Annotated in this window: 32 protein-coding genes, 1 pseudogene and 1 riboswitch; of the genes and pseudogenes, 22 read left to right on the top strand and 11 right to left on the bottom strand. The window is 64.1% G+C overall.

Features of this window, described 5'->3' with window-relative positions:
- Positions 1-55: 55 nt before the first annotated feature.
- Together MKP08_RS01010 and MKP08_RS01005 are read left to right on the top strand one after the other, a co-directional pair.
- A complete protein-coding gene (locus MKP08_RS01010; protein ID WP_241554520.1) occupies positions 56-1,912 on the top strand; it encodes a DUF885 family protein in 1,857 nt (618 codons plus the stop codon).
- 188 nt (positions 1,913-2,100) lie between these two features.
- Positions 2,101-2,292, top strand: coding sequence for a DUF1328 domain-containing protein (locus MKP08_RS01005; protein WP_241554519.1), 192 nt, complete (start codon positions 2,101-2,103; stop codon positions 2,290-2,292).
- A 20-nt stretch (positions 2,293-2,312) separates the two neighbouring features.
- Here the strand turns inward: MKP08_RS01005 and MKP08_RS01000 are convergent, their stop codons facing one another.
- A complete protein-coding gene (locus MKP08_RS01000) occupies positions 2,313-2,990 on the bottom strand; it encodes a spermidine synthase (RefSeq protein ID WP_241554518.1) in 678 nt (225 codons plus the stop codon).
- Positions 2,991-3,068: 78 nt separating this feature from the next.
- Between MKP08_RS01000 and MKP08_RS00995 the strand changes: the two genes are divergently transcribed.
- The 5 genes and pseudogenes from MKP08_RS00995 to MKP08_RS00975 all read left to right on the top strand — a co-directional run.
- Complete coding sequence (locus MKP08_RS00995; RefSeq protein WP_241554517.1) at positions 3,069-3,470, top strand: hypothetical protein; 402 nt, start codon at positions 3,069-3,071, stop codon at positions 3,468-3,470.
- A gap of 39 nt (positions 3,471-3,509) precedes the next feature.
- Positions 3,510-3,618, top strand: a riboswitch (TPP riboswitch).
- 38 nt (positions 3,619-3,656) lie between these two features.
- The gene (gene thiC / locus MKP08_RS00990; protein WP_241554516.1) at positions 3,657-5,537 is read left to right on the top strand and encodes a phosphomethylpyrimidine synthase ThiC; all 1,881 of its coding nucleotides are present in this window, start codon (positions 3,657-3,659) and stop codon (positions 5,535-5,537) included.
- Between the two features lie 33 nt (positions 5,538-5,570).
- Complete coding sequence (locus MKP08_RS00985; protein WP_256969981.1) at positions 5,571-6,089, top strand: hypothetical protein; 519 nt, start codon at positions 5,571-5,573, stop codon at positions 6,087-6,089.
- A complete protein-coding gene (locus MKP08_RS00980) occupies positions 6,086-7,033 on the top strand; it encodes a hypothetical protein (RefSeq protein WP_241554514.1) in 948 nt (315 codons plus the stop codon). Before MKP08_RS00985 ends, MKP08_RS00980 begins: the two co-directional genes overlap by 4 nt.
- Before the next feature lie 113 nt (positions 7,034-7,146).
- A pseudogene (locus tag MKP08_RS00975) lies at positions 7,147-7,242 on the top strand (AbrB/MazE/SpoVT family DNA-binding domain-containing protein); the annotation flags it as partial.
- Between the two features lie 27 nt (positions 7,243-7,269).
- Here MKP08_RS00975 and MKP08_RS00970 read toward each other — a convergent pair.
- Positions 7,270-8,420 (bottom strand): IS3 family transposase gene (locus MKP08_RS00970; protein WP_241554513.1). Its coding sequence is split into 2 segments (ribosomal slippage): positions 7,270-8,168 and positions 8,168-8,420, totalling 1,152 coding nucleotides; the frame shifts between segments, so codons are not numbered across the junction.
- Between the two features lie 109 nt (positions 8,421-8,529).
- On the opposite strand from MKP08_RS00970, the gene MKP08_RS00965 reads away from it, so the two are divergent.
- A complete protein-coding gene (locus MKP08_RS00965) occupies positions 8,530-8,667 on the top strand; it encodes a hypothetical protein (RefSeq protein ID WP_241554512.1) in 138 nt (45 codons plus the stop codon).
- A gap of 78 nt (positions 8,668-8,745) precedes the next feature.
- Here MKP08_RS00965 and MKP08_RS00960 read toward each other — a convergent pair whose 3' ends face one another.
- Entirely contained in the window at positions 8,746-9,201 is a 456-nt protein-coding gene (locus MKP08_RS00960; RefSeq protein WP_241554511.1) for a YaiI/YqxD family protein, read from the bottom strand.
- A 221-nt stretch (positions 9,202-9,422) separates the two neighbouring features.
- Between MKP08_RS00960 and MKP08_RS00955 the strand changes: the two genes are divergently transcribed.
- The 6 genes from MKP08_RS00955 (at position 9,423) to MKP08_RS00930 (ending at position 11,833) form a co-directional block, all read left to right on the top strand.
- Positions 9,423-9,635 carry a cold-shock protein gene (locus MKP08_RS00955; protein WP_215227409.1) on the top strand — a complete coding sequence of 71 codons (213 nt, stop codon included), beginning with the start codon at positions 9,423-9,425 and terminating at the stop codon, positions 9,633-9,635.
- Positions 9,636-9,717: 82 nt separating this feature from the next.
- A complete protein-coding gene (locus MKP08_RS00950) occupies positions 9,718-9,927 on the top strand; it encodes a hypothetical protein (RefSeq protein WP_215227410.1) in 210 nt (69 codons plus the stop codon).
- 67 nt (positions 9,928-9,994) lie between these two features.
- On the top strand, positions 9,995-10,609 hold the full coding sequence (locus MKP08_RS00945; RefSeq protein ID WP_241554510.1) for a hypothetical protein: 615 nt from the start codon (positions 9,995-9,997) through the stop codon (positions 10,607-10,609).
- A gap of 123 nt (positions 10,610-10,732) precedes the next feature.
- Positions 10,733-11,032, top strand: coding sequence for a hypothetical protein (locus MKP08_RS00940; protein WP_241554509.1), 300 nt, complete (start codon positions 10,733-10,735; stop codon positions 11,030-11,032).
- Positions 11,033-11,081: 49 nt separating this feature from the next.
- Positions 11,082-11,387: a YciI-like protein gene (locus tag MKP08_RS00935; RefSeq protein ID WP_241554508.1), complete on the top strand. Its 306-nt coding sequence runs from the start codon at positions 11,082-11,084 to the stop codon at positions 11,385-11,387.
- Complete coding sequence (locus MKP08_RS00930; protein WP_241554507.1) at positions 11,384-11,833, top strand: DUF3429 domain-containing protein; 450 nt, start codon at positions 11,384-11,386, stop codon at positions 11,831-11,833. Before MKP08_RS00935 ends, MKP08_RS00930 begins: the two co-directional genes overlap by 4 nt.
- On the opposite strand, the gene MKP08_RS00925 is transcribed toward MKP08_RS00930, so the two are convergent.
- Positions 11,830-12,447 carry a hypothetical protein gene (locus MKP08_RS00925; protein WP_241554506.1) on the bottom strand — a complete coding sequence of 206 codons (618 nt, stop codon included), beginning with the start codon at positions 12,445-12,447 and terminating at the stop codon, positions 11,830-11,832. The two genes, MKP08_RS00930 and MKP08_RS00925, sit on opposite strands and share 4 nt — an antisense overlap.
- Before the next feature lie 72 nt (positions 12,448-12,519).
- Between MKP08_RS00925 and MKP08_RS00920 the strand changes: the two genes are divergently transcribed.
- On the top strand, positions 12,520-13,113 hold the full coding sequence (locus MKP08_RS00920) for a hypothetical protein (RefSeq protein ID WP_241554505.1): 594 nt from the start codon (positions 12,520-12,522) through the stop codon (positions 13,111-13,113).
- A gap of 37 nt (positions 13,114-13,150) precedes the next feature.
- A complete protein-coding gene (locus MKP08_RS00915; protein WP_215227417.1) occupies positions 13,151-13,585 on the top strand; it encodes a COG3650 family protein in 435 nt (144 codons plus the stop codon).
- Here MKP08_RS00915 and MKP08_RS00910 read toward each other — a convergent pair.
- Positions 13,582-13,917: a DUF962 domain-containing protein gene (locus MKP08_RS00910; RefSeq protein ID WP_241554504.1), complete on the bottom strand. Its 336-nt coding sequence runs from the start codon at positions 13,915-13,917 to the stop codon at positions 13,582-13,584. The genes MKP08_RS00915 and MKP08_RS00910 overlap by 4 nt on opposite strands.
- A 24-nt stretch (positions 13,918-13,941) precedes the next feature.
- On the bottom strand, positions 13,942-15,396 hold the full coding sequence (locus MKP08_RS00905; protein ID WP_241554503.1) for a S41 family peptidase: 1,455 nt from the start codon (positions 15,394-15,396) through the stop codon (positions 13,942-13,944).
- Positions 15,397-15,626: 230 nt separating this feature from the next.
- On the opposite strand from MKP08_RS00905, the gene MKP08_RS00900 reads away from it, so the two are divergent.
- Positions 15,627-16,208, top strand: a complete 582-nt coding sequence (locus MKP08_RS00900; RefSeq protein ID WP_241554502.1) for a YbhB/YbcL family Raf kinase inhibitor-like protein — start codon at positions 15,627-15,629, stop codon at positions 16,206-16,208.
- Positions 16,209-16,221: 13 nt separating this feature from the next.
- Positions 16,222-16,473 carry an SWIB/MDM2 domain-containing protein gene (locus MKP08_RS00895; protein ID WP_215227420.1) on the top strand — a complete coding sequence of 84 codons (252 nt, stop codon included), beginning with the start codon at positions 16,222-16,224 and terminating at the stop codon, positions 16,471-16,473.
- Here the strand turns inward: MKP08_RS00895 and MKP08_RS00890 are convergent.
- From MKP08_RS00890 to hflK, 4 genes are all read right to left on the bottom strand, one after another.
- Complete coding sequence (locus tag MKP08_RS00890; protein ID WP_241554501.1) at positions 16,470-16,883, bottom strand: DoxX family protein; 414 nt, start codon at positions 16,881-16,883, stop codon at positions 16,470-16,472. The genes MKP08_RS00895 and MKP08_RS00890 overlap by 4 nt on opposite strands.
- Before the next feature lie 104 nt (positions 16,884-16,987).
- Positions 16,988-18,517: a Do family serine endopeptidase gene (locus MKP08_RS00885; RefSeq protein WP_215229756.1), complete on the bottom strand. Its 1,530-nt coding sequence runs from the start codon at positions 18,515-18,517 to the stop codon at positions 16,988-16,990.
- Between the two features lie 125 nt (positions 18,518-18,642).
- The gene (hflC, locus tag MKP08_RS00880; protein ID WP_241554500.1) at positions 18,643-19,488 is read right to left on the bottom strand and encodes a protease modulator HflC; all 846 of its coding nucleotides are present in this window, start codon (positions 19,486-19,488) and stop codon (positions 18,643-18,645) included.
- Positions 19,488-20,648 (bottom strand): protease modulator HflK, encoded by a 1,161-nt coding sequence (hflK, locus tag MKP08_RS00875; protein ID WP_241554499.1) that lies wholly within the window; start codon positions 20,646-20,648, stop codon positions 19,488-19,490. The genes hflC and hflK overlap by 1 nt, the downstream gene beginning before the upstream one ends.
- Before the next feature lie 73 nt (positions 20,649-20,721).
- Between hflK and MKP08_RS00870 the strand changes: the two genes are divergently transcribed.
- The 4 genes from MKP08_RS00870 to MKP08_RS00855 are packed head-to-tail and all read left to right on the top strand — an operon-like array spanning position 20,722 to position 26,408.
- Positions 20,722-21,684, top strand: coding sequence for an Mrp/NBP35 family ATP-binding protein (locus tag MKP08_RS00870; RefSeq protein ID WP_306300105.1), 963 nt, complete (start codon positions 20,722-20,724; stop codon positions 21,682-21,684).
- On the top strand, positions 21,681-23,942 hold the full coding sequence (locus tag MKP08_RS00865; protein WP_241554498.1) for a molybdopterin cofactor-binding domain-containing protein: 2,262 nt from the start codon (positions 21,681-21,683) through the stop codon (positions 23,940-23,942). Before MKP08_RS00870 ends, MKP08_RS00865 begins: the two co-directional genes overlap by 4 nt.
- A 12-nt stretch (positions 23,943-23,954) precedes the next feature.
- Positions 23,955-24,977, top strand: coding sequence for a ferrochelatase (gene hemH / locus MKP08_RS00860; protein ID WP_215227425.1), 1,023 nt, complete (start codon positions 23,955-23,957; stop codon positions 24,975-24,977).
- A gap of 42 nt (positions 24,978-25,019) precedes the next feature.
- Positions 25,020-26,408 carry a cytochrome P450 gene (locus MKP08_RS00855; RefSeq protein WP_241554497.1) on the top strand — a complete coding sequence of 463 codons (1,389 nt, stop codon included), beginning with the start codon at positions 25,020-25,022 and terminating at the stop codon, positions 26,406-26,408.
- On the opposite strand, the gene MKP08_RS00850 is transcribed toward MKP08_RS00855, so the two are convergent.
- Positions 26,405-26,578 (bottom strand): DUF1674 domain-containing protein, encoded by a 174-nt coding sequence (locus MKP08_RS00850; RefSeq protein ID WP_241554496.1) that lies wholly within the window; start codon positions 26,576-26,578, stop codon positions 26,405-26,407. The genes MKP08_RS00855 and MKP08_RS00850 overlap by 4 nt on opposite strands.
- Positions 26,579-26,597 lie beyond the last annotated feature (19 nt).

Raw genomic sequence — 26,597 nt, 5'->3', positions numbered from 1 at the left:
CCTGCCGGTTGGCGTAGGCATTTGCGACACGTCATCCGACAGGGGGTTTTAAAAAATGCACTCGATTCGCTTCGCGCTGCTCGCCGCGGCGGCCATCCCTCTTGCCGCGTGTGCGACCGTGCAGGACTCGGCAGGGCCGAACGCAATGACGGTAGCAGCCCAAACTGACGCTGCTGCAAAAGCCGATGCAGCCGCCTCCGAGGCGCACGAGCGCCTGTTCGCGATCTTCGCGGCGGCCGACGAGGCGGAGCTTGCGAACAACCCGATCAACGCACTGTTCCGTGGCGACATGCGCTACGCCGATACGCTCGGCAATTACCTGACCGACGCGTATAACGACACCGAGCGGTCGAACGCGCAGGACAACCTCGCCAAGTTGGAGCAGATCGACCGGGCCGCGCTGGATGAAACGGACCAGATCGCCTACGATGTGTTCGCCTACGACCAGCGCGAGGCGCTATCCAACCTCACACCCGAAATCCTCGCGCTTACCGATGTGCGCCCGATCAACCATTTTTTCGGCTTCCACACCTTCTACCCCACGCTTTCGAGCGGCAAGAGCGCGGCTCCCTACAAGACGGTCGAGGATTACGAGAACGGCCTGTCGCGCAACGCCGGCTACGTAAAGCTGATCGACCGCTCCATCGCCAAGTTCCGCGAGGGGATGGATACCGGCGTGCTGGAAACCAAGCTGACCATCGGCAACGTGATCGAACAGCTGGAGACGCAGGACGCGCTCAAGATCGAGGAATCGCCCTATTGGGGCCCGATCGAGGCCATGCCCGATGATTTCAGCGCCGCCGACAAGGCGCGCCTGACCGCCGCCTATCGCGCCTCCATGGCCGACGTCTATGCCGCCAATCGTCGGCTGCACGACTTCCTGAAGAGCGAATATTATCCGCAGGCGCGCGACAGTGTCGGCCTCAGTCAGATGAAGGGCGGGGCGGCGCTCTACCAGCAGTTGATCGAGCAGACGACGACGCTGCCGCTGACCGCCGACTATCTGCATAATCTGGGCCTGTCGGAAGTCGCGCGGATCAAGGGCGAGATGGAGAAGGTGAAGGCGCAAGTCGGCTTTACCGGCTCGCTCTCCGAATTCTTCGACTACATCCGCACCGATCCCCGGTTCAAGCCGAAGAGCCGCGAGGATCTGACCCAGCGCTATTACGACATCGGCAAGGAAGTGGAGGGGAAAATCCCCGCCTTCTTCTCGGTGACACCGAAGACCGAGCTCGAAATCCGCCCCTACGAACCCTTCCGGGAGAAGTTCGAGGCGGGCGGCTCCTACCAGTCGGGTTCGCCCGACGGATCGCGCCCCGGCATTTTCTATTTCAACGCCTACGACCTCCCGAGCCGGACCACGCCGGGCGAGACCACGCTGTTTTTGCACGAGGCCGAGCCGGGCCATCACTTCCAGATCAGCCTGGCGCAGGAAAACGAGGCGCTGCCCGCCTTCATGCGCTTCGGCGGCAACACTGCTTATGTCGAAGGGTGGGCGCTCTATGCGGAAACGCTGGGTTACCCGATGGGGCTCTACGACGATCCGTACCAGCGCTTCGGTACGCTCGACGACGAGATGCTGCGCGCGATGCGGCTGGTGGTCGACACCGGTCTCCATGCGAAGGGCTGGACCCGCGACCAGGCGATCGAATACATGCTGGCGAACAGCGGCATGGGGCGGACCGATGCGACGGCCGAGGTCGAACGCTACATCGCCATTCCGTCGCAGGCGCTCGCCTACAAGGTCGGCGCGCTGAAGATTCAGGAGCTGCGGGACAAGGCGAAGGCCGCGCTGGGCGACCGGTTCGACATCAAGGCGTTCCACCAGCAGGTGCTGGGCACCGGCGCGCTGCCGCTTCCGGTGCTGGAGCAGAAGATCGACCGCTGGATCGCGGAGCAGAAGGTGGGGTAGGAGAGGTCAGCCGAACGGATATCGACGGCCCGAGAACTTCTCCACCCGCCGCGGATATGCGCCTGAGTGCCGTAATTTAACGTCGCGCGCGGGGTTTCATTTCCAAGAGGCCGTCAATCGCGCAGAAATAAGCGCGTGCGTGCGGCGGGGGGCGAGGAACCTCCGCTCTCCGACCGCATTCCTTCCTCATGATCAAACTCGCCATCATCTGCCTCGTCGTCGCGCTCGTCGCGGCTATCCTCGGTTTCGGCGGAGTTGCGGGGACGTTCGCCCATATCGCCGTCTGGCTGTTCGTCATCGCGCTTGTGCTGGCCGCGTTGTTCTTCGTCTTCGGCCTAATGGCCGGGCGCAAGATCAAGAACGAGATTACGCGGCACTAGCCGCCGCGCCTAGCGCGGCTTCATGACCGGGGCTGGGCGAACCAGATCGTGTGGCGTGGCCCCTTTCCGTTGCTGCGCGCGCGGACGGTTTGCTCGTCCACGATGAAGCCTGCATCGCGTAACCGCTTGGCGAAACGCCCATCGGGTGCCGCCGACCAGATCGCCAGCACGCCGCCGAGCCTGAGCGCCGCCTTCGCCGCCGCGAGTCCCTCGCGCGTATAGATCCGATCGTTCTCATCGCGCACCAGCCCGTCCGGGCCGTTGTCAACATCCAGCAGAATCGCGTCGTAGCGCCCGCGTCCCTCGCGGATCGCGTCGGCGACATCCCCCATGCGCAAGACCGTGCGCGGATCGTCCAGACACCCGTCGGTCAGCGCCGCCATCGGCCCCTTCGCCCATTCCACGATCTTCGGCACCAGCTCGGCCACCGTGGCGCGGCCCTGCGGTCCCAGCCGGGCGAGCGCCGCGCGCAGGGTGAAGCCCAGGCCGTAGCCGCCGATCAGCATATGCGCGGACGCAGCCTGCGGCCCCAGCCGGTCGAGCGCCATCTCGGCTAGCGCTTCCTCCGACCCGCTCATCCGGCTGTTCATCAGCTCGTTGCGATCGAGCTGGATCATGAAGTCCGCGCCGCGCCGCATCAGCCGCAGCTCGTCGCCGCCGGGGACCTGCGCGGTGTCGATATGTTCGAGCGGTATCATGGGCCCGCGCTACCCCCGCGCCGGGGTAAAGGCCAGCGCCGCTTGCGCAAGGGACCGCCCCGGTGCCAAGGAGCGGGGATGAGCCCGCCCATCGTCATCGCCGACTGGATCGCCTTCTTCGCCGGGCTCGGCGTACTCGCCATGGCGGCGGGCGAATGGCGCTATCCCGGCGGGTGGGAGGCGATGCTGGCCGAGATGCGCGACAGCGCGGCGCTGCGCTTTTCCGCCGGGCTGGGTACGCTGGCGATCGGGGCCGCGATCCTGCTCGCCGCGCCGCTCCGCACCTACGATGCGCTGTCGCTGCTGCTCGCCGCGATGGGCGGCATCGCGGTGGCGGAGGGGCTGGTGCTGCTGGCCGCCGGGCAGCCTCTGCTCGATTTCGCGCATCGGCAGATGCAGCGGCGCAGCGAGCTATTCGCCGCCGGGGCGGGGCTGGTCGGCGTCGTGCTGATCGGGCTCGCGCTCGCCCGCATCGCCTGACCGCAACTATCGACAGCGGACCTTGCGCCGCCTATGCTGCGCGCATCCCCGGGGAGCCAGCTATGGCTGAGAGGGGCGCGTAGCTGCGTCCGACCCGTCGAACCTGAACCGATTAGCATCGGCGGAGGGAGTGGACCGGTCGCCGCCAACAGACCGCTCCGCCTCCGCCAACCGGAGAGCAAGCACATGGCCGACATCAATTCCCCGCTCGAAATAGGCGTCACCACCGGGCCGATCCGTGGGTCGAAGAAGGTGCATGTCGGCGCGCGTACGGGCAGCGGCGTGCGCGTCGCGATGCGCGAGATCGCGCTGGAGGGGGGCGAGCCGCCGGTGCGGGTCTACGATACCAGCGGCCCCTACACCGACCCGGATGCGACGATTGATATCCACGCCGGCCTGCCGCAGCTGCGGCGTGAGTGGATCATGGCCCGCGGCGATGTCGAGGAATACGACGCGCGCGCGGTGAAGCCGGAGGATAACGGCCAGCTCGGCCCGGATCGCAGCGGCGGCGTCCCTCCCTTTCCCAACGTGGTCAAGCGCCCGCTGCGCGCCAAGGTAGGCCAGAACGTCAGCCAGATGCACTACGCGCGCCAGGGCATCATCACGCCCGAGATGGAATATGTGGCGGAGCGCGAGAATCTGGGCCGCGCCGCGCTGGCCGAAAAGCCCGAAGGCAACAGCTGGGGCGCGGCGATCCCCGAATTCGTGACGCCGGAGTTCGTGCGGGACGAGATTGCTCGGGGCCGTGCGATCATCCCCAACAACATCAACCACCCCGAAAGCGAGCCGATGGCGATCGGGCGCAACTTCTTGGTCAAGATCAACGCCAATATCGGCAACAGCGCTGTCGCGAGCGATGTCGCCAACGAAGTCGACAAAATGGTCTGGTCGATCCGCTGGGGCGCGGACACCGTGATGGACCTGAGCACAGGCCGCAACATCCACGACACCCGCGAATGGATCATCCGCAACAGCCCTGTCCCCATCGGCACCGTGCCGATCTACCAGGCGCTGGAGAAGGTCGGCGGCATAGCCGAGGACCTGACGTGGGAGATCTTCCGCGACACGCTGATCGAGCAGGCCGAGCAGGGCGTCGACTATTTCACCATTCACGCGGGCGTGCGCCTCCCCTACGTGCCGATGACCGCCAAGCGCGTCACCGGCATCGTCAGCCGCGGCGGCTCGATCATGGCGAAATGGTGCCTCGCGCATCACAAGGAGAGCTTCCTCTACGAGCGCTTCGACGAGATCACCGAGATCATGAAGGCCTACGACATCGCCTATTCGCTGGGCGACGGCTTGCGCCCCGGCTCCATCGCCGACGCCAATGACGAGGCGCAGTTCGCCGAGCTCTACACGCTGGGCGAGCTGACCAAGCGCGCCTGGGAACAGGACGTGCAGGTGATGATCGAGGGCCCCGGCCACGTGCCGATGCACAAGATCAAGGAGAACATGGACAAGCAGCTGGAGGCCTGCGGCGAAGCGCCCTTCTACACGCTCGGCCCGCTCGTCACCGATATCGCGCCGGGCTACGACCACATCACCAGCGGCATCGGCGCGGCGCAGATCGGCTGGTACGGCACCGCGATGCTCTGCTACGTCACGCCCAAGGAACACCTCGGCCTGCCCGACCGCGATGATGTGAAGGTGGGCGTGGTGACCTACAAGCTTGCCGCCCACGCCGCCGACCTCGCCAAGGGCCACCCGGCCGCCAAGGTCCGCGACGATGCGCTCTCCAAGGCCCGCTTCGAATTCCGCTGGCGCGACCAATTCAACCTGTCGCTCGACCCCGACACGGCCGAGCAATACCACGACCAGACCCTCCCCGCGGAAGGCGCCAAGACCGCGCACTTCTGCTCGATGTGCGGGCCCAAGTTCTGCTCGATGAAGATCACGCAGGAAGTGCGCGACTTCGCCGCCAAGCAGAACTCGGACAGCTATCTGGCGAGCGAGAACATTAAGGGCGAAAACACACCGCAGGAGCGCGCCGAGAACGAGAAGGGCATGGAGACGATGAGCGAAGTCTACCGCGCCAAGGGCGAGCGGCTGTATTTGCCGGAGGGGTGAGAAAGTCCTTGAAGATCGAAAACCGTACCTTAAATGGCTGCCAAACCACAACACCCGAGGAAGCTGATGGCAGGGGAGCCGAAAGAAGAGTTTGCTCCCCTGCTGCCTGTCGGCTTTCACGAGTTCGACATCGCCGCGTTGCGAAGGCTCTGCGTTGACAGGTTCCCCCAATCGATAACACGCACTACGATCATGGCTGGGCTTGAATCCGTGCTGGATTTGCTGAACCAAAACGGGATGCGGGGTGATGTGTGGATCAACGGCAGCTTCACGACCGAAAAGCTGAATCCCGACGATTGCGATTTGATCTTCATGACGACGATGGACGCTGTTCGTGCGTTTACGCCCGCGCAGCGGCAATTCTACGAATGGTTCAATCGTACCAGCTTGAAGGCCTCCCACCGTTGCGACAACTACGCGCTGGCGCAGGACGAAAACCATCCGGCGAACGAGTGGTTGGTCGCTTACTGGCTCCGTCAGTTCGGCTTTAGCAGAGCAGATCACTTGAAGGGTATGGCGATCGTGAAGATCCCGTTCTTGGTGTCGGCATGAGCAGATTCCAAAAACTGATCGACAATCTTAGCGGCACAGATGAACTGCTTTCTCGCCTGCTTGAGCAGGGAGAAGATGAGTTCACGCGCATTAACAGCCTATCGGTAAAAAGGCGAAGAAATGAGCTTGCCGCTGATTTAGATGAATACCTAGCAATTAAACAGCGGTCGTTCCTAGTCTATAGGATAATGCGTTCGGGAGAGCAGCGATACCCGGCAAAAGCCGTGGGGGGTGCGCTCGAGGCCTTCCAAGATTTGCTTACGTCTATCTACGATGCATTAGTATCTGGACCTAAAAAGAGGTTTCGACCGGCTCTAGAGAGTGTCCAAGAAACGATGCTAGAGTTCGGAGGGGCAAGCGCAGGTTCGGTGAAAATCTTTTTGGCTGTCGATGAAGATAGAATGTTGATTGATGAAACGAAGTTTCAGCGTGCTCTTCAGCTAGTCGAAAAAACACTTAGTGCGCAGAACACTGACGACCTTACTGATCTGTCAAAGCAAGTGGGTGTTGCGTCGATCTCAAAAGCTTTCACGTGGGCGCAGCATGCGTCACAGAATGGCTTCACTACCGAGCTTTCTTGGGGGCAGTCTCTCAGCGAACGGAATGATATCACCATATATCGTGAGGAAGCGGAGCGCATTCGAGCTTTGATAGCAGAGCGTAGTGACGAAGAGACTGACCTAGTAGACGAGGTTGGAGTTCTTCACGGCTTCGACAAAGATTCCTCTTATTTTCATTTCGAGGTGTTTGGGCAAAAGGAACATATTAAAGGAGAAGTATCTCCTTCTATGTCTCAAAGGATTACCACCGGGGTCTCGTATAAGGCAAGGATGGCAATGACAACTGTTACCGTTTTTGCGACCGGTGAAGAGAAAGTTAAGTGGATGTTGCTTTCACTTGATGCGCCGAGCGATGGAATGGAATTGGGGGTCAAGGGTGACTAGGGCGACATGGTCTAGCCCATCGCCTCCAGTACGCGGTCCAAGAGGAACTTCGGGGATAGTATACTGAATCCCTTACGCTTGCCGTGGGCTTACGCGCACGTTATAACACGCGTATGAACAAGCCGCTCAAGATCAGCAGGATCGGCAATTCCGCCGGGATCGTCTTGCCCAAGGAAGTGTTGGCGCATCTCAATGCGGAAATCGGCAATCTGACGTGCTCCCCTGATTGTTACCATTCAGAGGTAGAGTCTCGCACCTTCATGATTGATGTTTGATGGGATGGCAACGTGTCTGGGGGCATGCCCCCAGACACGTTCGCCGGCGATCTCGGCGGGGGTCTTCCCGCCCAGTTTCGAGTGTGGCCTGACCGTGTTGTAATCGTGCCGCCATGCAGCGAGCACGAACCGGGCATGAGCCAGAGAGGTGAACAGCGTCTCGTTGAGGCATTCGTCCCGGAGGCGGCCATTAAAGCTCTCCACGAAGCCGTTCTGCATCGGCTTGCCCGGCGCGATGTAGTGCCACTCGACCCGTCGTTCCTGCGACCAGCGCAGGATGGCTGACGAGGTCAGTTCGGTGCCATTGTCGCTGACAACCGTGTGCGGCCTGCCGCGCATCCCGATCAGGCTGGTCAGTTCACGAGCCACCCGTGCGCCTGACAGTGACGTATCGGCCACCAGCGCCAGGCATTCCCGCGAGAAGTCATCAACCACGCACAGGATACGGAAGCGCCGACCGCAGATCAGGCTGTCGGAGACGAAGTCGAGCGACCACCGCTGGTTCGGCCCATCCGGCAGCACCATTGGTCTGCGCGTGCCCAGTGCCCGTTTGCGACCGCCACGACGACGGACCCGGAGGCCTTCCTCACGATAGATGCGCAGCAGCTTCTTGTGGTTCGGTCGCATGCCTTCCCGCGCCAGCAGGTAGCCCAGGCGGCGATAGCCGAACCGGCGACGCTCCGCCGCCAGCTCGCGCAACCGTTGCCGCAGTGCCCCGTCATCCGGCCTCGTCGGCTCGTAACGGATCACCCTGCGGCTCACGCCAACCAGACTACACGCCCGACGCTCGCTCAGCCCGTGCTGTTCACGGGCATGGGCGACGGCTTCCCGCTTCGCGCCGGGCGTTACCATTTTTTTGATGCCAGATCCTTCAGCACAACATTGTCGAGCATCGCCTCGGCCAGCAGCTTCTTGAGCCGACTGTTCTCCTGCTCGAGCGTGCGCAGCCGCCGAGCATCGGATACCTCCAGCCCGCCGAACTTCGACTTCCATTTGTAGAACGTGGCGGAGCTGATCCCGTGACGGCGGCACACCTCCGCCGTCGCCATGCCAGCCTCCTGTTCCTTCAAAACCGCGATGATCTGCTCTTCGCTGAACCTGCTTCGTTTCATTGTCGTCCGACTCCTTTGCGTCGGACTCTACCAAAAACCGGTCACATTTCAGGGGAGCACGTCAAATCGTTTGAACTTTGTTCGCACGTCTCGCGGGATCGAGATCAGTATGCTTGATCCTGAATTTGGCGAGCAAGTCGAAGTAGCCGCGGAGGTAATGGAGCGGCGGCATAAGGCCATGTTGGCGTTGGCTAACGAGATAATGGATCAGGACCGCGCGATCTTGGCGGCGCTCGCGAAGAAGTAGCTGGACCCCGGATCAAGTCCGGGGTGACGGTAGATCAGGGATGATCGCCGACTGGTTCCGCCAGCACCTCGTCGCGGTCTAACGCATCCCCACCAGCACCCGATCCAGTGCCTGCAAGAACCGCGACCGATCCGCCTTACCGAACGGAGGTGGGCCACCGCCGATCCCGTCTATTCCCGCGCGCAAATCCGCCATGATCGCGCGGGTCGCTACGGCGCTGCCGATGCTGGTGGCGTCGAACTCGCGCCCGTCGTGTTTCAGCACCCGCGCGCCAGCCTTCAGGCAGCGTTCGGCCAGCAGGATGTCGGCGGTCACCACCACGCACCGCTCGTCCGCGTTCTCCGCAATCCAGTCGTCCGCCGCGTCGAAACCGTCGCTCACCACCACGCGCTTGACCCGCTCGCTCACCGGCACGCGGAACGCGCTGTTGCTCACCACGCGGACATGCGCGCCGTAGCGGTCCGCGACGCGGTAGATTTCCTCCTTCACCGGGCAGGCATCGGCGTCGACGAGGATGGTGACGGGGGCGCTCATCCAGCAATGATTAGGCGTTTGGCGGCCCCCGTGCTACATGCTCATCCGCTGACGTCGAAATTTGCGACGGACTTCGGCTTTTGACTACGCCGCTTGCCCCTTCCTCCCGGTCGGGGCCCCGGCGTTAACCAGACGGCGACTTCCTTTCTTCGGACGACCTTACGCACGACCGCGCGGCATGTCGCCGTGCGGCAACCAATCGTTCTCGAAAGGAACACCCCATGGCCAAGACAGGCACAGTCAAATTCTTCAACGGCGACAAGGGCTACGGCTTCATCCAGCCCGACGACGGCTCGAACGACGCCTTCGTCCACATCTCGGCCGTGCAGGCGGCCGGCATGCAGACGCTGCAGCAGGACCAGCGCCTCAATTACGAGCTGGAGCAGGGACGTAACGGGAAGGAAAGCGCGGTCAACCTTTCGTCCGCCGACTGACCCCTTCCGCCGCGCGCCGCTCCCTTGGGGGGTCGCGGCGCGCGGCACTTGCCTTCCCCTTCCCACGACGCCGGAGCACGCCATGAGCATGAATTACGAATATTGCCGCGCCCGCGCGGACGAGGCGGCGACCGAGGCGAAGGCGGCTGAGCTCGACAATGTGCGCCAGCGGGCGCTGCGGTCGGAGAAGACCTGGCGCGGGCTGGCCGAACAGGCGCGCTCCGTCGCCGAAAACCGCGAACGCGTCGAACGCGAAAAGGCCGCGGAACGCGAACGCGCCGCGCAAGGCTGACGCCGCGGTCCCTCGCGGATAGGGCCGGAACTTTCCTACTCGGCGAAAATCTGCCTTATCCTGCCGGATGAGCAAGCAGACGCGCCCATCCGCCCAAACCATCACCCGACACGACGGCTGGTCGCTCGACCGACAGGCCGCCTTTCTGCGGCAGCTATCGGCGACGCATTCGGTCAGCGAGGCGGCCCGGTCCGTCGGGATGAGCCGCCAGTCGGCCTATCGCCTGCGCAGCCGGCTGAAGGGGCAGGCGTTCGACCTCGCCTGGGAAGTCGCCTTCCACCATTCCTACGACGTGCTGGCCCACGCCGCGCTGGAGCGCGCGCTGAACGGGGTGGAGGTGCCGGTCTATTACCAGGGCGAGCTGGTCGGGACCTATCGCCGGTATGACGAGCGGCTGACCGTTGCGCTGCTCAATTCCATGACGTCGGGCGGCAACCCGGCGCTGGGCCGACTCAACGCCAGCGCTGAACGGCACGCCCGGGATTTCGAGGCGCTGCTGGCCCGGCTGGAGGCGGGCGAAGCGGTGGAAACCGGCGCGCTCGGCCCGGAGGATGCGGGCGAGATCGAGACGATGCGCGCCGCGATCGGGCCGCACGACCCGTTTCGCGCGCCGCCCCGCTGTCCGTCCGCCCTCTCCGACGAGGAGATTATGGCTCTGTTTCAAGAGGATGGAGACGAATAGCGAAAGTGACGGGGTGTCACTTTCGTCGCCCGCTCACGAATTGATCGGCGACCCGAGGCGGGCGGGGCCGTTTCCTCCTACGGCGCGTTGTTGCAGTGCAGCATTGCGCTGCCGGAGACGATCATGACCCCCAAACGCGACAAGACCCCGCCCGAATTGCTGTTCGATACCTGGATGCTGGCAAACGAGGCCGCCTTCGTCATGTGGCTGCGTGGCTGGCGGATGATGGCCGGGGGGCCTCTGGCTGAACGGGAGGCGAACCGGATGGTCAGCGAGAAGCTGACCGCGGCGGCGCTGCTATGGCCCGCGCTGCTGGCGGGCGGACCGTTCCAGAGCGGCACCGCGGTCGGGGAGCGGATGGTCGAGCATTATCGCAAACCCGTGCAGGCCAATCGCCGCCGCTTGTCGCGCGCGACACGCTAGGCCGACGTCCGGGGTTGCGGTGGTGGCGGGTTTGGCAGAGGAAGTGCCCATGGGACACTATCTGCTGACTTACGCGCTTTCACCCGACTATCTCGCTCGGCGCGCCGCATTCCGCGACGAACATCTGGCGCTGGCGTGGGAAGCTGCCGAGCGCGGCGAACTGCTTCTCGGCGGGGCAACCGACCCGGCGGACCAGGCCTTGCTGCTGTTCACAGGGGACGGGCCTGAGGCCGCCGAACGCTTCGCCTCAAGTGATCCCTATGTGGCCAATGGACTCGTGCAAGACTGGCGGGTCGTTCGGTGGAACACGGTGGTGGGCGAAACGGCCGCAACGCCGGTACGCAGTAGCGCATGAGAAGCATTCCTCCGCTGCCGCGCGCTCTCAGCTTTGCCGGTCTGCTGCCGCAACTCGCCTGTGTCGCCGCGCTGTGGCTCGGTCCGGAGGGCTGGCGCTACGCCGCGCTGGCGATCGCATGGGGCTATGCCGCGCTGATCTTCAGCTTCCTCGGCGGATTATGGTGGGGGATCGCCGCCAGCCGCATTCGCGAGGGGGAACGCGTTCCGGGCTGGCTGTGGGTCGCCTCCGTCCTGCCCAGCCTGGTCGCGCTGGCGACCTATCTGCCGTGGGTGTTCGGCGAGGAATGGCCCCGCCCGTCGCTGGTGGCACTGGCGGTCGGTCTGGTCGCCAGCCTGTGGGTCGATCGCCGCATCGCACCCAGCGCGCCGAGCTGGTGGATGGCGCTGCGGGTACCGCTCTCCATCGGGCTGGGCGTGGCGACCTTGCTGGTAGCGGTGAGCTAAGCGAGGGCGTGCGCCACGATGCCGAGCCCGCGTTGCATGGTCGCCAGCTCCATCGCGCCGGAACCGCCGGGCGGGCCGTCTGCCATGCCCGCTATCGCCGGAAGGTGGAGGAACAGCACACGCGTGGAAAGACCCGCGCGCGCGACATGATCGAGGGCGAGCCAATAGCTCCGGTTGCACACATAGGCCCCGGCGTCGTCCGATAGGTATGCGGGAACGTCCGCCCGCCGCAACCTATCGACCAGCGCGGCAAAATCGACCGATCGGTTCGCCTTCAGCGATACCGGATCGCGAAACTTAGGAGGTGTGAAGCCGCTCGCATCGGCGTAAACCGGGCTGCAGACGCTGGTCGCACCTGTTTCGAGCTTGAGACCGGTCGCGATCCGCGAATAGCCCGTCAGGATCAGCGCGGCGGGCTCATCGGCGAACAGTTTGCCGACCGTGCGGTCGAGGTCGGCGTAGACGGTGTCGAGCAGGTGAAAGATGGGCTGGATGGAATGCTGCTGCGCCCATGCGGTATCGCCCCGCAGGCTGTCGATCAGGGTCGCGCTCGGATTGGTCGGCACGCCGGGAAAGGGGCGAAAGCCGGTGATGGCGACCCGGGACTTGCTCATGCGGGTGAAACGCGTGGGTCTGCCGATCTATCCGAGCGGGAACCCGGCGCTGCCCGATACGCTGTCTTGGCCATGAAACGCGCGATACCTTTCGTTCTTCTCGTTCTGCCATTGGCGGCATGTGCCCCATCGTCGGAAGAGGCAGGCGACACTGCGCCTTCCGAAGTTGTCTCGACCGGGCAGGCACCGGCGGAAAGCCCGGCCGAGCGTTCTGCTACCCCGGTGAACGACGCGAAGGTCCTCTCTCTGGAGGGTCTCGGTGCGCTCAGGATCGGGCAGCTGGTTCCCAAGGACTCGGGCTGGGCCCAGCGCGGTGCGCAGGTCGACCCGGAAGGCCCTTGTGGAACGGTCTCTTCTCCCGACTACCCCGGTGTTTATGCGCTGACCGAGAACGGTATCGTTCGACGCATTACGATCGGCAAGAGCTCGGATGTGAAACTTGCCGAGGGGATCGGCCCGGGTGCCAGTGAGAAAACAGTGCGACAATGGTTCGGGGGTTTTCGCGAAGAGCCGCATAAATATATCGAGGGCGGCAAATACTTGACCGCCCCCAACGCCAGCCTCGGCGAAAGCGCGCTGCGCTTCGAAATCGGGGGAGACGGAAAGGTCGACCTTATCCATGTCGGCACCATGCCACAGCTTGGTTATGTCGAAGGCTGCGCCTGACCTTTGCCCAGTTGCGCGACCGGAGTAAGGGCAGGCAATGCGTATTTTCCTTTCCGTACTCGCCCTGGTTGCAGTCTCCGCCTGTTCGTCACCGTCGGATGAAGTAACGCCGGATACAGCGCCGCAAGGATTTCGGGGCATCGGCGAAGCCGAAGTGATCACCTTTACCGGTACCGAGCCGTTCTGGGGCGGCACCGTCCGCCGCGATACGCTGGTCTGGCGCACGCCGGAAAACACGATGGACGGGGCAACTGGGCAAAGTATCGATGTCGAACGCTTCTACGGGCAGGGCGGGATCGCTTTTTCAGGGCAGCTCGACGGGCGGCCCTTCGACATGATGGTGACCCCCGGGGCGTGCTCCGACGGGATGAGTGACCGGACTTATCCCTATACCGTGACGGTGAAGGTGGGTGACCGTCAGCTGGAAGGCTGCGCGTCGACCGACCGGCAGCCTGCGACAGATAAGCCTTAGCGGTTCACGCCCGCCCGTTTCAGTTCCGGGCCCAGCCGCCCACTCAGCCAGAGCGCCCACATGCGGAAATCGGCCGCGAGGCTCCATAGCGGATAGGTAAATGTCGCCGGTCGGTTTTTCTCGACAGTGAAATGCGCCAGCCAGGCGAAGAAATACCCGGCCAGCGGAAGGGCGAGCAACCACCACCAACGCTGGGTCGCCACCGCGAACAGCGCGATCGCCACTACCAGCGTGGTCCCGATATAATGCAGCGCGCGGGTGCGCGGCCGACTATGCTCCCGCAGGTAGAAAGGCCAGAACTCGGCGAAGGTTGCGTATTCGCGTTGGGCCATGGGTCGGCACTCCCTTGCAATCGATCAGTAGGCACCGGGCACGTCGCGCTCCAGGGTGCCGGGCTGGGCAGGTTGCAGCACGCGCATTGTTGCCTTCGTGCCCGCGGTGGTTCGCGCCGTGCTGCTGCCCGTGATCGGCGTGCAACTGCGCCCCGCGAGGAAGTCCAGAGCGGTCGCAACCGAAGCTTCCGTGGGATCGCCCAGCGGCTTCAGATAATCGTCGGTCGCGCGGCACGTCACCGGGAAGACGCTGGCGAGCCCGCCGTAATAGTCCCCCTGGTCGTTCGCATTGGTGGTGCGGAAAGCAATCGCGCGCAGTCGATCATCGCACGCCTCGCGGTCCAGGGCGATCTGGCCGACCGGCTTGCCATAGGTGTTGGAGCCGATCAGCGCGGTGTTGTTTCCGAGATAGGGAATGAAGGCATTGGCTACCAGTTCGCTTGCCGAAGCGGTGCTGCCCGTACCGATGAAGGCGATCTTCATCGCGGGGATGGCATTCGGTTCGGCCGAAAAATTGACGGTTTCGTTGTACTGCGCCAGCGAATTGCGGAAGACGGTATGGCTGAATACCTTCCCGACCTGATCCGCGCCCAAAAGGCTGCCGAAGACTTCGGCCACGGACGTCAGCCCGCCGCCATTATAGCGCAGGTCGACGATCACCTGCGTTATGCCCTGGGCCTTCAACTGACCGAACGCTGCGCGCAGCTGCGGCGCGGCATCGGCGACGATGAAGGTGCGAAGGTTGATATAGCCCACCTTCGTACCGCCATTGTCCAGAATCTTGACGCCATAGCGATCCGAGATCGGGTCGAGCGAAAAGACCGTCTTCGTGACAGAGACATCGCGGGTCATCCCGTCGGGTTGGCGGATGCGGAACTGAACGGTCAATCCGGGGGTCGAAGGCCCAAGCTCTTCGTTGATCGTTCCGTTCGACAGCAGCTGCGCCACCGACTTGCCGTTGATCGATATGATCTCTGTCCCCCGGTCGAGACCTTGCGGATAGGCGGGGCCGTTCTCGAAGGCTTCGAGCACGTAGAGCCGATTGCTCGAACTCAACGCGAAGCGCACGCCGAAGCCAGCGCTCGCGCCCGAATTGATCAGCTCTTCCTCTTCCTGGATCGAAGTGATGTAGGTGAGGCCGGCGCGTTGCAAGGGTCCGCCGGTCGGGAAGACGGACGGCGCAACGAGCGCGTCGATATAATCCTGGACCGTGGCATAGGCACCCGGATTTAAGTTACGTGCGAGCTTGTCGGGGAACAGATAATATTGGTCGAGCTGCTCGAAAACCCAGTTCTGTCTCGCTGTGAGCGAACACGTGCCGCTCGCCGAGCCCCAGCCTGAGGTTCCCCCGCCGGAGCTGCCACCACCGGTATTTCCGCCAGACGTCGGTCCCGAACCGCTGCCACCCGATCCGCCCCCGCCACAAGCGGCCAGAGCGCCTGCCAGCGCAACCAAAAGCGACGTGCGACCCATACCCATCCTGCTCTCCCCAATGGCACACCTGCGCGACGCTCGCCGCGCAAGGCCCCCAAAAACCCTGTTCTATCCGTTTCTTACGCGACAATCGTCGCGGGGCAAGTCGCCTGCGTCGGGAGGTGCGGTGTTCCTGGGCGCGTTTCCGGCGCCATCTGTTGAAAAACCGCGTCCGTTCCCCTCGCCAAACCCGGATCGAAAGCTTAGCACGCGGCAGAGGAAAGGTGACGATATCCATGGCCGACTGGCTCAAACGTTTTTTGCCCGAGAACTGCCCCCCGCGCGCAAGCCTGGCGCTGGCGCGTTTCGCTGCGGAAGCGAAAATGAACCGGGGCGGTTTCGCGATTTCGAGCGCGGCGTTCGAGAATGGCGGGGAACTCGATCCTTCCTTTACAGCGGAGGAGGAAGACGCCGTCGCCCCGCCGATGGAGTGGACAGCGCCCCCTCCGGGTACGCAGGAGCTGGTTCTGGTAGTGGAAGATGCCAGCACCGATCCGCCGGATTGCCATTGGCTCGTGTGGGGCCTGCCCGGGCAACGCGCGAAATTGCTCGAAGGCGAAGCGCCACCCAGGACCGGAAAGAACGCACGCGGGAATTCCGATTGGCTGCTGCCGGCGCTGACGGAGGAAGGGTGGTCGCACTGGTACGTGTTTCAGCTGTTCGCGCTCGATCTGCCGCTGACTCTGATGCCGGGGGCGAGCAAGGAGGAATTGTTTGCCGAGATCGACGGGCATGTGATCGCCGCAACCGTTACGACCGCCAGCTTCCGTCCGACGGCGGAAGAGGATTGGGTGGAGGATGATTTCGAAGAGCCATGAGAAAGGAACGATAATGGCTGGAAAGAACAATGCACTGCAGAAGCCGGTGAATGTTTCGCCGGAGCTGGAGAATGTGATTGGCAAGGGTCCGATGACCCGTGCCGAGGTTACCAGCAAGGTGTGGGATTATATCAAGAAGCATGACCTGCAGGATGCGCAGGACAAGCGAATGATCAATGCCGACGACAAACTGGGCGCGGTGATCGGCAAGGAGCAGATCTCCATGTTCAAGATGACTGCTGCGGTTTCGAAGCACCTTAGCTAGTCCGATGGCTCCCGGCGGCGGAACGGCCAGTCCGTCACGCCGCCGGTCCACAGGGCGAGCCATACCAGCACGGGCTGCGCGAACATGCGAGGTACGTGATAGACAAGGCCCCACCCATGGTCAGGGCGCGCCATGTCCAGAACGAAATGATGAATGTTGGCGGGGAAAACGCCCACGGCGTAAAGGGCGAGCCCGATACCCGCTGCGTTTCGTAACCTTCCCGAGATAGGCTGGACCAATCCCGCCGCACCCAGCAGCTCGGCAATCCCGGTGAGCGCAATCACCGTATCTGGATAGGGCACCCAGCCGGGCATGATCTTCATGAAATCATCAGGCGTGGCGAGGTGAAAAACGCCTGCAGCCGCGTAGAACAGCGCCAGCAAAGTCCGAGCCGTTCCCCTGCCTGTCATAGCCAGTATCTCCGTCCCGAAACGACCAGAAGCACCCAACAGTGCGCTTGAGCGGAGCGTAAGCCGCCGGTTCCTCCCAAGAGGCTCCGGCGGCCAGTGCTAAATCAGCGAACGCGGATGGGAATGTATTGCGCCGGTTGGCCCCGACGCAGAACGCGCAGCAGAACAGCTTCGCGACCCGATTCCTTTGCTTCGGCGATGACCGCTTCGAGCTGATCGACGCTTTCAAGCTTCTTGTAATTCGCCGACAGGACGATGTCGCGCCGCTGGAGACCCTTGCGGGCGGCGTCCGAATTCGGATCCACGACCGTGACTGCGAGGCCGGTGGTGTCCGCTGACACGCCGAGCTGCCGGGCGATCTGCGGGTCGACCGGCACGACGCCAAGGCCCAGTGCCTTGCCCACGATCTCACTCGTCGAACCGTCGGGTGCCATCTGCTGGTTGTCGCTCTCGTCCCCCCCGAACATCTGGCTTTGCCGCAGTTCCTCGTTGGTCGGGCGCTTGCCGACGGTGACGCGAACCGCGCGCTTGCGCCCGTCTCGGATGAGTTCCACCGGCACGGTCTGTCCAGGTTCGATGTTCGCGACGAGGAAGGACAGCGTCTGGTCCGGTGTCACTTCCTTACCGTCGACCTTGGTCACGATGTCGCCAGCCTGAATTCCGGCCTTTTCCGCCGCCTCGCCATCGACCACGGACTGCACGAACTCGCCGCGATTTTTCGGAAGCCCGAGCGAGTCAGCGACCTCGTCGGTCACCGGTTGTATCTGTACTCCGAGATAGCCGCGCTCGATCGTCTCGCCGCTGCGCAATTGCTCCACGATCGGGGCTGCGGTCTCCGCCGGAATGGCGAAACCGATCCCGACGCTGCCCCCCGAAGGCGAGAAGATCGCGTTGTTGATGCCGATGACGTTGCCTTGCATGTCGAACAACGGCCCGCCCGAATTGCCGCGGTTGATGCTCGCATCGGTCTGGATATAGCGATCGTAGGCACTGCCGGACCCGGTGTTGCGATACACCGCCGAAACGATGCCGGCGGTCACCGTGCCGCCGAGACCGAACGGGTTGCCGATCGCGATCACCCAATCGCCGACACGGGCCTGCGACGAATCGCCGAACTTGACGAAGGGGAAGGGCTTGTCGGAATTGATCTTGAGCACTGCGAGATCGGATTGCTCGTCCGATCCAACCAGCGTCGCGGCGTATTCGGTGCCGTCGGGCGTGGTGACGGTGATCTCTTCCACCGTCGCGCGTCCCTCCGGGCTGATGACGTGGTTGTTGGTGACCACGGTACCATCGGCGGAGATGATGAACCCGGAACCGAGCGACACACCTTCGCGCGTCTGCGGTTGCGACCCGGAGCCGCGCTGGCCGAACAGCCCTTCGAAAGGAGTGCCGGCGAAGGGATTGGTGTTCTGGACCTCAACCCGCTGACGAGTGGAGATGTTCACGACCGCGGGTGCCAGCTGTTCGGTGAGATTGGCGAAACTGTCGGGCGCGCCCGCGCGCGGAACCGCGTGCTGCATCCGGCTGTCGTCGTTCTGGGCCACTTGCGCGCCGGCCGGCTGGCCTGTGACAAGCGAGATGGTGGCGCCACCAACCAGCAGCGCGGTGGTCAGACCGTAGGCATATCGCACAGGTTTCACGTCCCTTCTTTTCCTTTTCAGCTAGCTTCGTCGGGGAACTGCCGCGGGCGAGCGGCGCGACGATTGCGCAGCCCATGAACCGCCGGCGCTGAACCTCGATTTAACGTCGATCCGAATTACCGCTGGCCCCGGAACTGGCGAAGATATTCGTTGTCGGGCGACATGATGATGGAGCTTGTTCCCTCCCCCGTTTCGAAGGTGGTGCGATAGCTCTGCATGGCCCGGTAGAAGTCGTAGAAATCCGGATCCTTGCCGTAGGCGGCGGCGTAGGTCTTGGCCGCTTCGGCTTCTGCCTCCGCGCGAATGATTTGCGCGTTCTTGCGCCCTTGCGCGCGGATGGTCTCGGCCTCTTCCTGCCGGTCGGCTTCCATTCTCGTGAAGGCCGATTCGAGCGGCGTGCCTTCGGGCAAGTCGGCGCGCTTAATCCGAACGTCGATGACCTGAGCACCGTACTGGCGCGCCTGTCGGTCGAGCGCCTCGCGGATATTGCGCATCGCTTCGCCTCGGTCGGCGGTAAGCAGCGCCGCGAATGGACGACGGCCGAGCTCTTGCCGCAGGACCGAACTAAGGATCGGCTGCAGCTGCATCTCGACGTTTTCGGTCGTGCCGGCGGTGCGCACCATCCGCACGGGATTCACGATCCGAAACCGCGCGTAGGCATTGACCTGGAGACGCTGCTGGTCGCTCGAAAGGACCTGCTGCCGCTCCATGTCGAGGTCGAGGACACGCTTGTCGATCTCCTGCACCCGTTCGAGAAACGGTATGCGCAGTACCAGCCCTGCGCCCGTGTTGCCGTAAGCGGCATCTTGGCGGAACTGGTTGACCACACGGACGGGTTCACCCGTTCGCACGATTACCGCCTGTTTGGTCTCCGGTACTTCGACGACGCTCATCGCCAGCAGAACCAGCGCCACGCCGATCACGATCAGGACGAGCTTGTATTTCTCCCAGAGCGTTTCCATCACTGGCCCTCCTGCGGTGCGGCCGGCTGGTTGCGGCGTTTCAGTTCGGGCAGCGGGAGATAGGGGGTCACGCCCGGCGCCTCGACGATCGTCTTGTCCGTTCGGCCCAGCACGCTTTCCATCGTTTCGTAATACATCCGGCGCCGCGTCACCTCTGGTGCGAGGCGATATTCCTCATAGATCTTGTCGAACGCGGCGGCATCGCCCTGTGCACGGGCCAGCACCTGCTGCGCATAGGCGCGAGCGCGATTGACGTCGGTCTCGGCGTTCTGCTGCGCTGCCGAAACGTCCTTGAACGCCTCGATCACCTGCTTGGGCGGATCGGCTTTCTCAATTTCGACACCCTGGACGGAAATCCCCGACTTGTACGCATCGAGCGTCGTCTGCATCCGATTGCGCACACGCTGCTCGATATCGCCGCGACCGGCACCGGAAAGCACCGCGTCGAGTTCCTTTTCCGCAACCGAAGCGCGCATAGCGAACTCGGCCACTTCCTTCACCGTCTCGATCGGATCGGCGAGCTGGAATTTGAACTGCTTCAAGTCCGAGATATTCCAGCGAATGACATAGGAAAGATCGACGAGGTTCTGGTCCCCGGTCAGGATCAGGTTCTCTCCGTTGCCACCCACGGGTTCCGAGCGGAATGTGCTGACATCTTCCACATCCACCTGCTGGATCGGCCACGGCCAAGTGAAGTTCAGCCCCGAACTGAGCGTGTTCGAATACTTGCCCCCGGCCCAGGTAACGATGCCCTGTTCCTTCGGCCCGATCTGATGGGGCACGGTGAAGATCAGCCACAATCCGACGAGCACGGCCGCCAGCAGAGGCAGCCAGCTTTTTCCGCCGGAGCGTTGGGGCAGGCGGAAATTGGGTCCGCCCCCACCGGGGCCCGTGCGCCGCGGCCCCTCCGGCCCGCGGTTCTTGAAGATGTCCTCTATGCTGGCGGACCGGCGCGGCTTGTCATCGCTCGGCGGCAGCCACGGATTGCGGGGACCTTTGCCCCCGTCGTTCGAAGGCGCGCCCTCCGGCCCACCGCTTTCCCCCGAGCCCGCATTCCCGTCGTTCGATCCGGAATCCGGCTTCCCCCGGGGCGGGCCCCAGGGGTTCTTACCGGCCATCGCGAGCGCGACCCTGTTCCTCAACCCGTCCAGCATGTCCATCGGATCGTTATAGGGAGGCAATCTCGCGAAAAACAGGGGTTGCGACCGCAATTTTGCTGCTAGGGCATCGCCGATGGACGAGAAGGGTATCAAAGACAGGCTCCCCGCCGGGCTCGCGGCGCGGATCGCATCGCTGCGCATCGATCAAAAACGGCTGACGCTGGTCTTGAACGGGTCAGGCCTTTCCGCTTCCGACCGCGAGGCAACGGAAGCGGCGATCCGGCAAGCGTCGGAAGGTCTAGAAGGTATCGAAAGCGTGGCGGTCGCGATCATGGCGGAACGCACACGGCGCCGCATCGTCGCGATCGGATCGGGCAAGGGCGGGGTTGGGAAGTCCACCCTTACCGCAAATCTCGCGGTGGCGCTCAAGCGTGCAGGGGTAAAGGTCGGCGTCGTCGATGCCGACGTCTACGGTCCGTCGCAACCGCGTCTGCTCGCGAGCGAGAAGAAGAAGCCCCAGGCGAAGGACGAGCGGTTGCAGCCGGTTACCGGCACCTTGGACATTCCGATGCTGTCAATGGGGCACCTCGCCCCACCGGGCAAGGCGCTGGCCTGGCGTGGACCCATGGCAGGCGGTGCGTTGACCCAGCTGGTGGATGCCGACTGGGGCGATACCGAACTGTTGCTGATCGATCTGCCCCCCGGCACCGGGGATGTGCAACTCACCATGGTGCAGAAGCACAAGCCCGATGGGGCGGTCATCGTCTCCACCCCGCAGGATCTGGCGCTGATCGACGCGGCGCGGGCCGGGCAGTTGTTCGAAACGGCGAAGGTGCCCGTCATCGGGCTGGTCGAAAACATGGCCGGTTACGCCTGCCCCCATTGCGGGGAGATCAGCGATCCTTTCGGTCAGGGCGGAGTGGAGAAGTTTGCCGCAGCGCTCGACCTGCCATTCCTGGGGCGTATCCCGCTCACGCCATCGATTCGGGTGGCGAGCGACGCCGGTACCCCGCCCGCAGCCGGTGATGGCGATGAGGCGGACGCGTTTGCAGCGATAGCGCGCCAGCTGGCCGAGTGGCTCGAGGCGCAGGGGTGAAGGTCAGCCGTCGCGGCGTGCTGGCCGGGACCGCGATCGGCGGTGGGCTGGTCGTCGGGTGGCTGTTGCGTCCCCGCAGTTTCGCCGATCCCATGTTGCTGGGCGCCGGCGATGCCGCTTTCGGTGCGTGGCTGACGATAGCGCCCGACGGGGTGGTAACCGTGGCTCTCCCGCAGCTCGAAATGGGGCAGGGCGTAAGCACCATTCTTCCGCAAATCGTGGCGGAGGAACTGGGCGCGGACTGGCGCCAGGTTGCGGTCGAACCGGTACCGTCGAGCGGTGCCTACCCCAATCTCCCGCTGGCGGCCCGATGGGCTTCGCTATGGATGCCGTTCGCCGCAGGTCTTGCGAGCGACCCCACCGATCTCCTGACCCGGCGTTTCGCCGAGGGTGCCCGCTTCGATGCAACCGCCGCCGGAACGACCCTAGACGCTTACGAGACGTCGGCTCGCGAGGGCGCGGCGGTGGCGCGGACGATGTTGATAGAGGAAGCGGCCGAGCGCTGGGATGTCCAGCCCGATGCGTGCGACACGCGCGCCGGGTTCGTTCTTTGTGGTTCGAAGCGGCTGTCGTTCGCAAATCTCGCTCAGGGCGCGGCGCGGCGCTCGGTTCCGGACATACCGATATTGCGAGCATCAGCGGCTCAGGAAACCCCGGTACCGGCAGGTCAGGAGGTGGAAATCCCCTTCCCCAGACTCGATCTGCCGGCAAAGGTCGACGGCGGATGGCGTTTCGCCGGCGATGTTCGCCTGCCTGGCATGGTACATGCCGCGATCCGTCACGGGCCGGTGGGTCCCGCCGCTCTCGAGCATTTCGACATCGGCGCACTTCGCGGATCGAAGGGTGTAACCGGTGTGGTGCGCGGGCGCGACTGGATTGCAGCGATGGGGGAGACCTGGTGGGTTGCGGAACGGGCGCTCGCCGCGATGGAGCCCGTCTTCGGCGGCGATGGCCGCTGGGCCGACAGTAGCGCCATGGACGCAGCCTTGGACGAAGCAGTGCGCCACGGCGACGCGCATGACATCGCCACGCGAGGAGGCGGAGCCGAAGGGATCGAGAAGCCCGATCTGATGGTGCGCTACGATATCGCTCCAGCCGTGCATGCGCCGATAGAAACCGCAAGTGCAACGGCGTGGCTCCACGACGACCGGCTGGAGCTGTGGGTGGCGTGCCAGGTTCCGGAAAGCGCGCGGGCTGCGGCGGCCGAGGCGGCCGGCGTGTCCTTGTCGAACACGGTCATCTATCCGATGCCTGCCGGGGGCAGTTTCGATGCGCGCCTATCCTTCGGCCATGCGATAGAGGCTGCGGTGATCGCCCGCGAGACCGGACGGCCAGTGCAACTGACTTGGTCCCGCTGGCAGGAAATGCTGGCGAGTTTTCCCCGAGCCCCTGCCGCGGTCATCGCGAGCGCGCGGCTCGGCCCGGCGGGCTCGCTGGAGGCGCAGCGGACCCGCATCGCGATGCCACCCGTAATGCGGCAACTGGGCGCGCGTCTGTTCGACAACCGGACGGCGCAGGGAGCGATAGCGCGCGTTTCGGGAGAGGCGGACGCGCTCGCCTGTGCGGGGGCGATGCCCGCCTACGACATCCCCAACGTCGCGGTGCAGCATGTCCCGGTCGATCTGCCTTTACCTGTCTCGCGCATGCGGGGCGGGGGCGATGCGATAATCGCCTTCGTCACCGAAAGCTTCGTCGACGAGGCGGCAGCGCGGGCGAAGCGCGAGCCGCTGTCGTTCCGGATCGGGATGCTGGGGCGGGATCCGCGGTTGGCCGAATGCCTGCAACAAGCGGCACATCTTGCACAGTGGGGCTCCGAAAGCGGGCAGGGCGTGGCATGCCACCGGATGGGCAATGCGCAGAGCGGCGGCCGTATCGCCTGCATTGCGACCGCTCGCCGGGGTCAGGGCGGGGTGCGCGTCTCCAGCCTGCATGCGGTGATGGATATCGGGCGCATCGTGAACCTCGACATCGCACGCCAGCAGGTCGAAGGCGGATTGATATTCGGGACCTCGCTCGCGCTGGGCAGCAGTACCGAATACGAGACGGGGTTGCCCCGCTCGGCACGCTTGGCCGATCTGTCGCTGCCGCTACTCGCCGATAGCCCGGAGATCACGCTGAAGTTCGTAGCCAGCGATGCGCCGCCGTTCGATCCGGGCGAGATCGGGACTGTCATCGCGGCACCCGCCATCGCCAACGCGCTCTTCGCTGCGACCGGGCTGCGGCTAAGACGCTTGCCCCTGCTCTCCGGCGGGTTGTAGGGCGCGGACGCAATGACCTGGCAGCCGCAATCTCTCCCGAACGACCATCCGCCGGTGCACAGCGGCGGCATCGGCGTGCTGCTGGTCAATCTCGGCACACCCGACGATCCTTCTCCGGCGGCGGTGAAGCGCTATCTCGCCGAATTCCTGTCCGACCGGCGCGTGGTCGAAATCCCCCAGATCGTATGGCAGCCGATCCTGCGCGGGATTATTCTGAACACTCGCCCCAAGAAGAGCGCGCATGCCTATGGACAGGTGTGGAGTCCTGACGGATCGCCGCTGGCGGCGATCACGCGAGCCCAGGCGGAGAAGCTGCAGCGCGCTTTGGGCGATGGTGTCCGGGTCGATTGGGCGATGCGTTACGGCAATCCGTCGATCCCCCAACGGCTGGAGGCGATGCGCGCGGCCGGATGCGAGCGTATCCTGTTCGCCCCACTATACCCCCATTACTCCGGTGCGACGACCGCGACCGCCGTGGACAAGGCGGGCGATGCGCTGCGCGCCATGCGCTGGCAGCCGAGCCTGCGAACCCTGCCGCCCTATCACGATCACCCGGCCTTTCTCGACGCGCTCGAGGCCGATATCGCGCGGCAACTCGACGCGCTCGATTTCGAGCCGGAAGTGCTGCTGCTCAGCTATCACGGCATGCCGGTGCGCACACTCGAACTGGGCGATCCCTATCACTGCCATTGCCGCAAGACCTCGCGGCTGCTGAGCGAGCGGTTGAAGCGGTCGGGCCTGCGGATCGAGACGAGTTTCCAATCCCGCTTCGGCCGTGCGCAATGGCTGGAGCCCGCCACCGATGCCGAATTGATGCGCTTCGCCCGCGAAGGCGTTCGCCGCATTGCGGTCGCCGCGCCTGGCTTCTCCGCCGACTGCCTTGAGACGCTGGAGGAGCTGGCCATTCAGGGTCGCGATCAGTTCCGCGACGCCGGGGGGGAGCAGTTCGCCGCGCTGTCCTGCCTCAATGCAAGTGACGCCGGGATGGATATGATCGAGACACTGATGCGACAGGAATTGTCGGGCTGGATTTAACGCCGCGGCTTATTTACATCGATGTCAGGAGGAGGACTGTCCATGGCATCCGTCGCGACCGCTCACGCACCTGCACCCTTGCGCTTCGCCCATTGGTCCGACCGGCTACCCGCCGGTGCGCTCGAACATATTCCGGGCGAAGCGGGCTGGCCGGTTGTCGGCCACACCTTCAATCAACTCGCCGACCCACATGCTTTCGCCCGGCGGATGATCGAAACCTACGGCCATATCTACAAGGTGCGCACGATGGGCGCATGGCACGTCGCATTGATCGGTGCCGATGCGAACGAGCTGATGCTGTTCGACCGGGACAAGGTGTTCTCCAGCGAGCAGGGTTGGGGGCCAGTACTCGACAAGCTGTTCCCGCGCGGCCTGATGCTGATGGACTTCGACCATCACCGGGCGGACCGGCGCGCGCTGTCGATCGCGTTCAAGCCGGGGCCGATGCGCCACTATGCCGATGCGCTGGATCGCGGCATTGGCACCCGCATGGGCGAATGGGGCGCGGGCGAGATGCAGTTCTACCCAGCGATCAAGCAGCTGACGCTGGACCTCGCTGCCGATAGCTTCCTTGGCCTGCCACTGGGCGAGGAAGCGGAAGCGATCAACCATGCCTTCGTCGAGATGGTGCAGGCTTCCGTTGCACCAATCCGTCGCCCGTTGCCCGGCACGCAGATGCGCCGCGGGGTCGAGGGCCGCGCCTTCCTGGTCGACTGGTTCACCCGCGAGACCGAGCGCCGCCGGGCGGGCGATGGGTTAGGGCAGGACATGTTCAGCCAGTTCGCCACTGCTGAGATGGAAGACGGTACGCCGATGCCGGTCGCCGCGGTGGTCGATCACATGAACTTCCTGATGATGGCAGCGCACGACACCATCACGTCCAGCGCGACCTCGCTCATCTGGCTATTGGCGCGCGAGCCGCACTGGCAGGACCGTATACGCGACGAATTGGGCGGACTGACTGGCGACCGCGGCAGTCTTTCCTACGACGATATGGCCAAGGCCGAGCTGACCGAGATGGCGTTCAAGGAAGCGCTGCGCTTCATGCCGCCGGTTCCCTCGATCCCGCGTCGTGCGCTCAAAGATTTCGAATTTCTAGGCTACCGCGTTCCCGCCGGAACGCCGGTCGGGATCAACCCGCATTACGTTCATCACCTGGCGGCGCACTGGCCCGAGCCGCAGCGCTTCGATCCCGAAAGGTTCTTGCCCGAAGCGGTAAAGACGCGACACAAATATGCCTGGGTGCCGTTCGGCGGCGGGGCGCATATGTGCCTGGGCCTGCACTTCGCCTACATGCAGATCAAGATCCTGCTGGCGCAGATGCTGACCCGCTACCGGGTTGAGATTGCGGAGGGTTACGTACCCGAATGGCAGGCCTGGCCGATCCCGCGCCCCAAGGACGGGCTGCGGATCAGCCTGCACGCGCTCTAGCTGAAATCGATCGCGATCCCGTCCTTTACCCAATCGCCGTAGCGGGTGGGGGAAAGGCCGCGCGGGTCCTTTTCCGCGGCTTCGATCGGTTTCGGTTCGGGCACCGGCTCGTTCGTCCAGTGCGCAGGCTTGGTGAAGCCTTCGGGCCGCTTGGTGGCGCGTTCGGTCATGTTACGAAAATGCGCGCTC

Source organism: Erythrobacter sp. LQ02-29 (genome assembly GCF_022576075.2).
In the GTDB taxonomy this organism is placed as follows: Bacteria; Pseudomonadota; Alphaproteobacteria; order Sphingomonadales; family Sphingomonadaceae; genus Alteriqipengyuania.
This window is presented reverse-complemented; position numbering and strand designations above follow the sequence as displayed.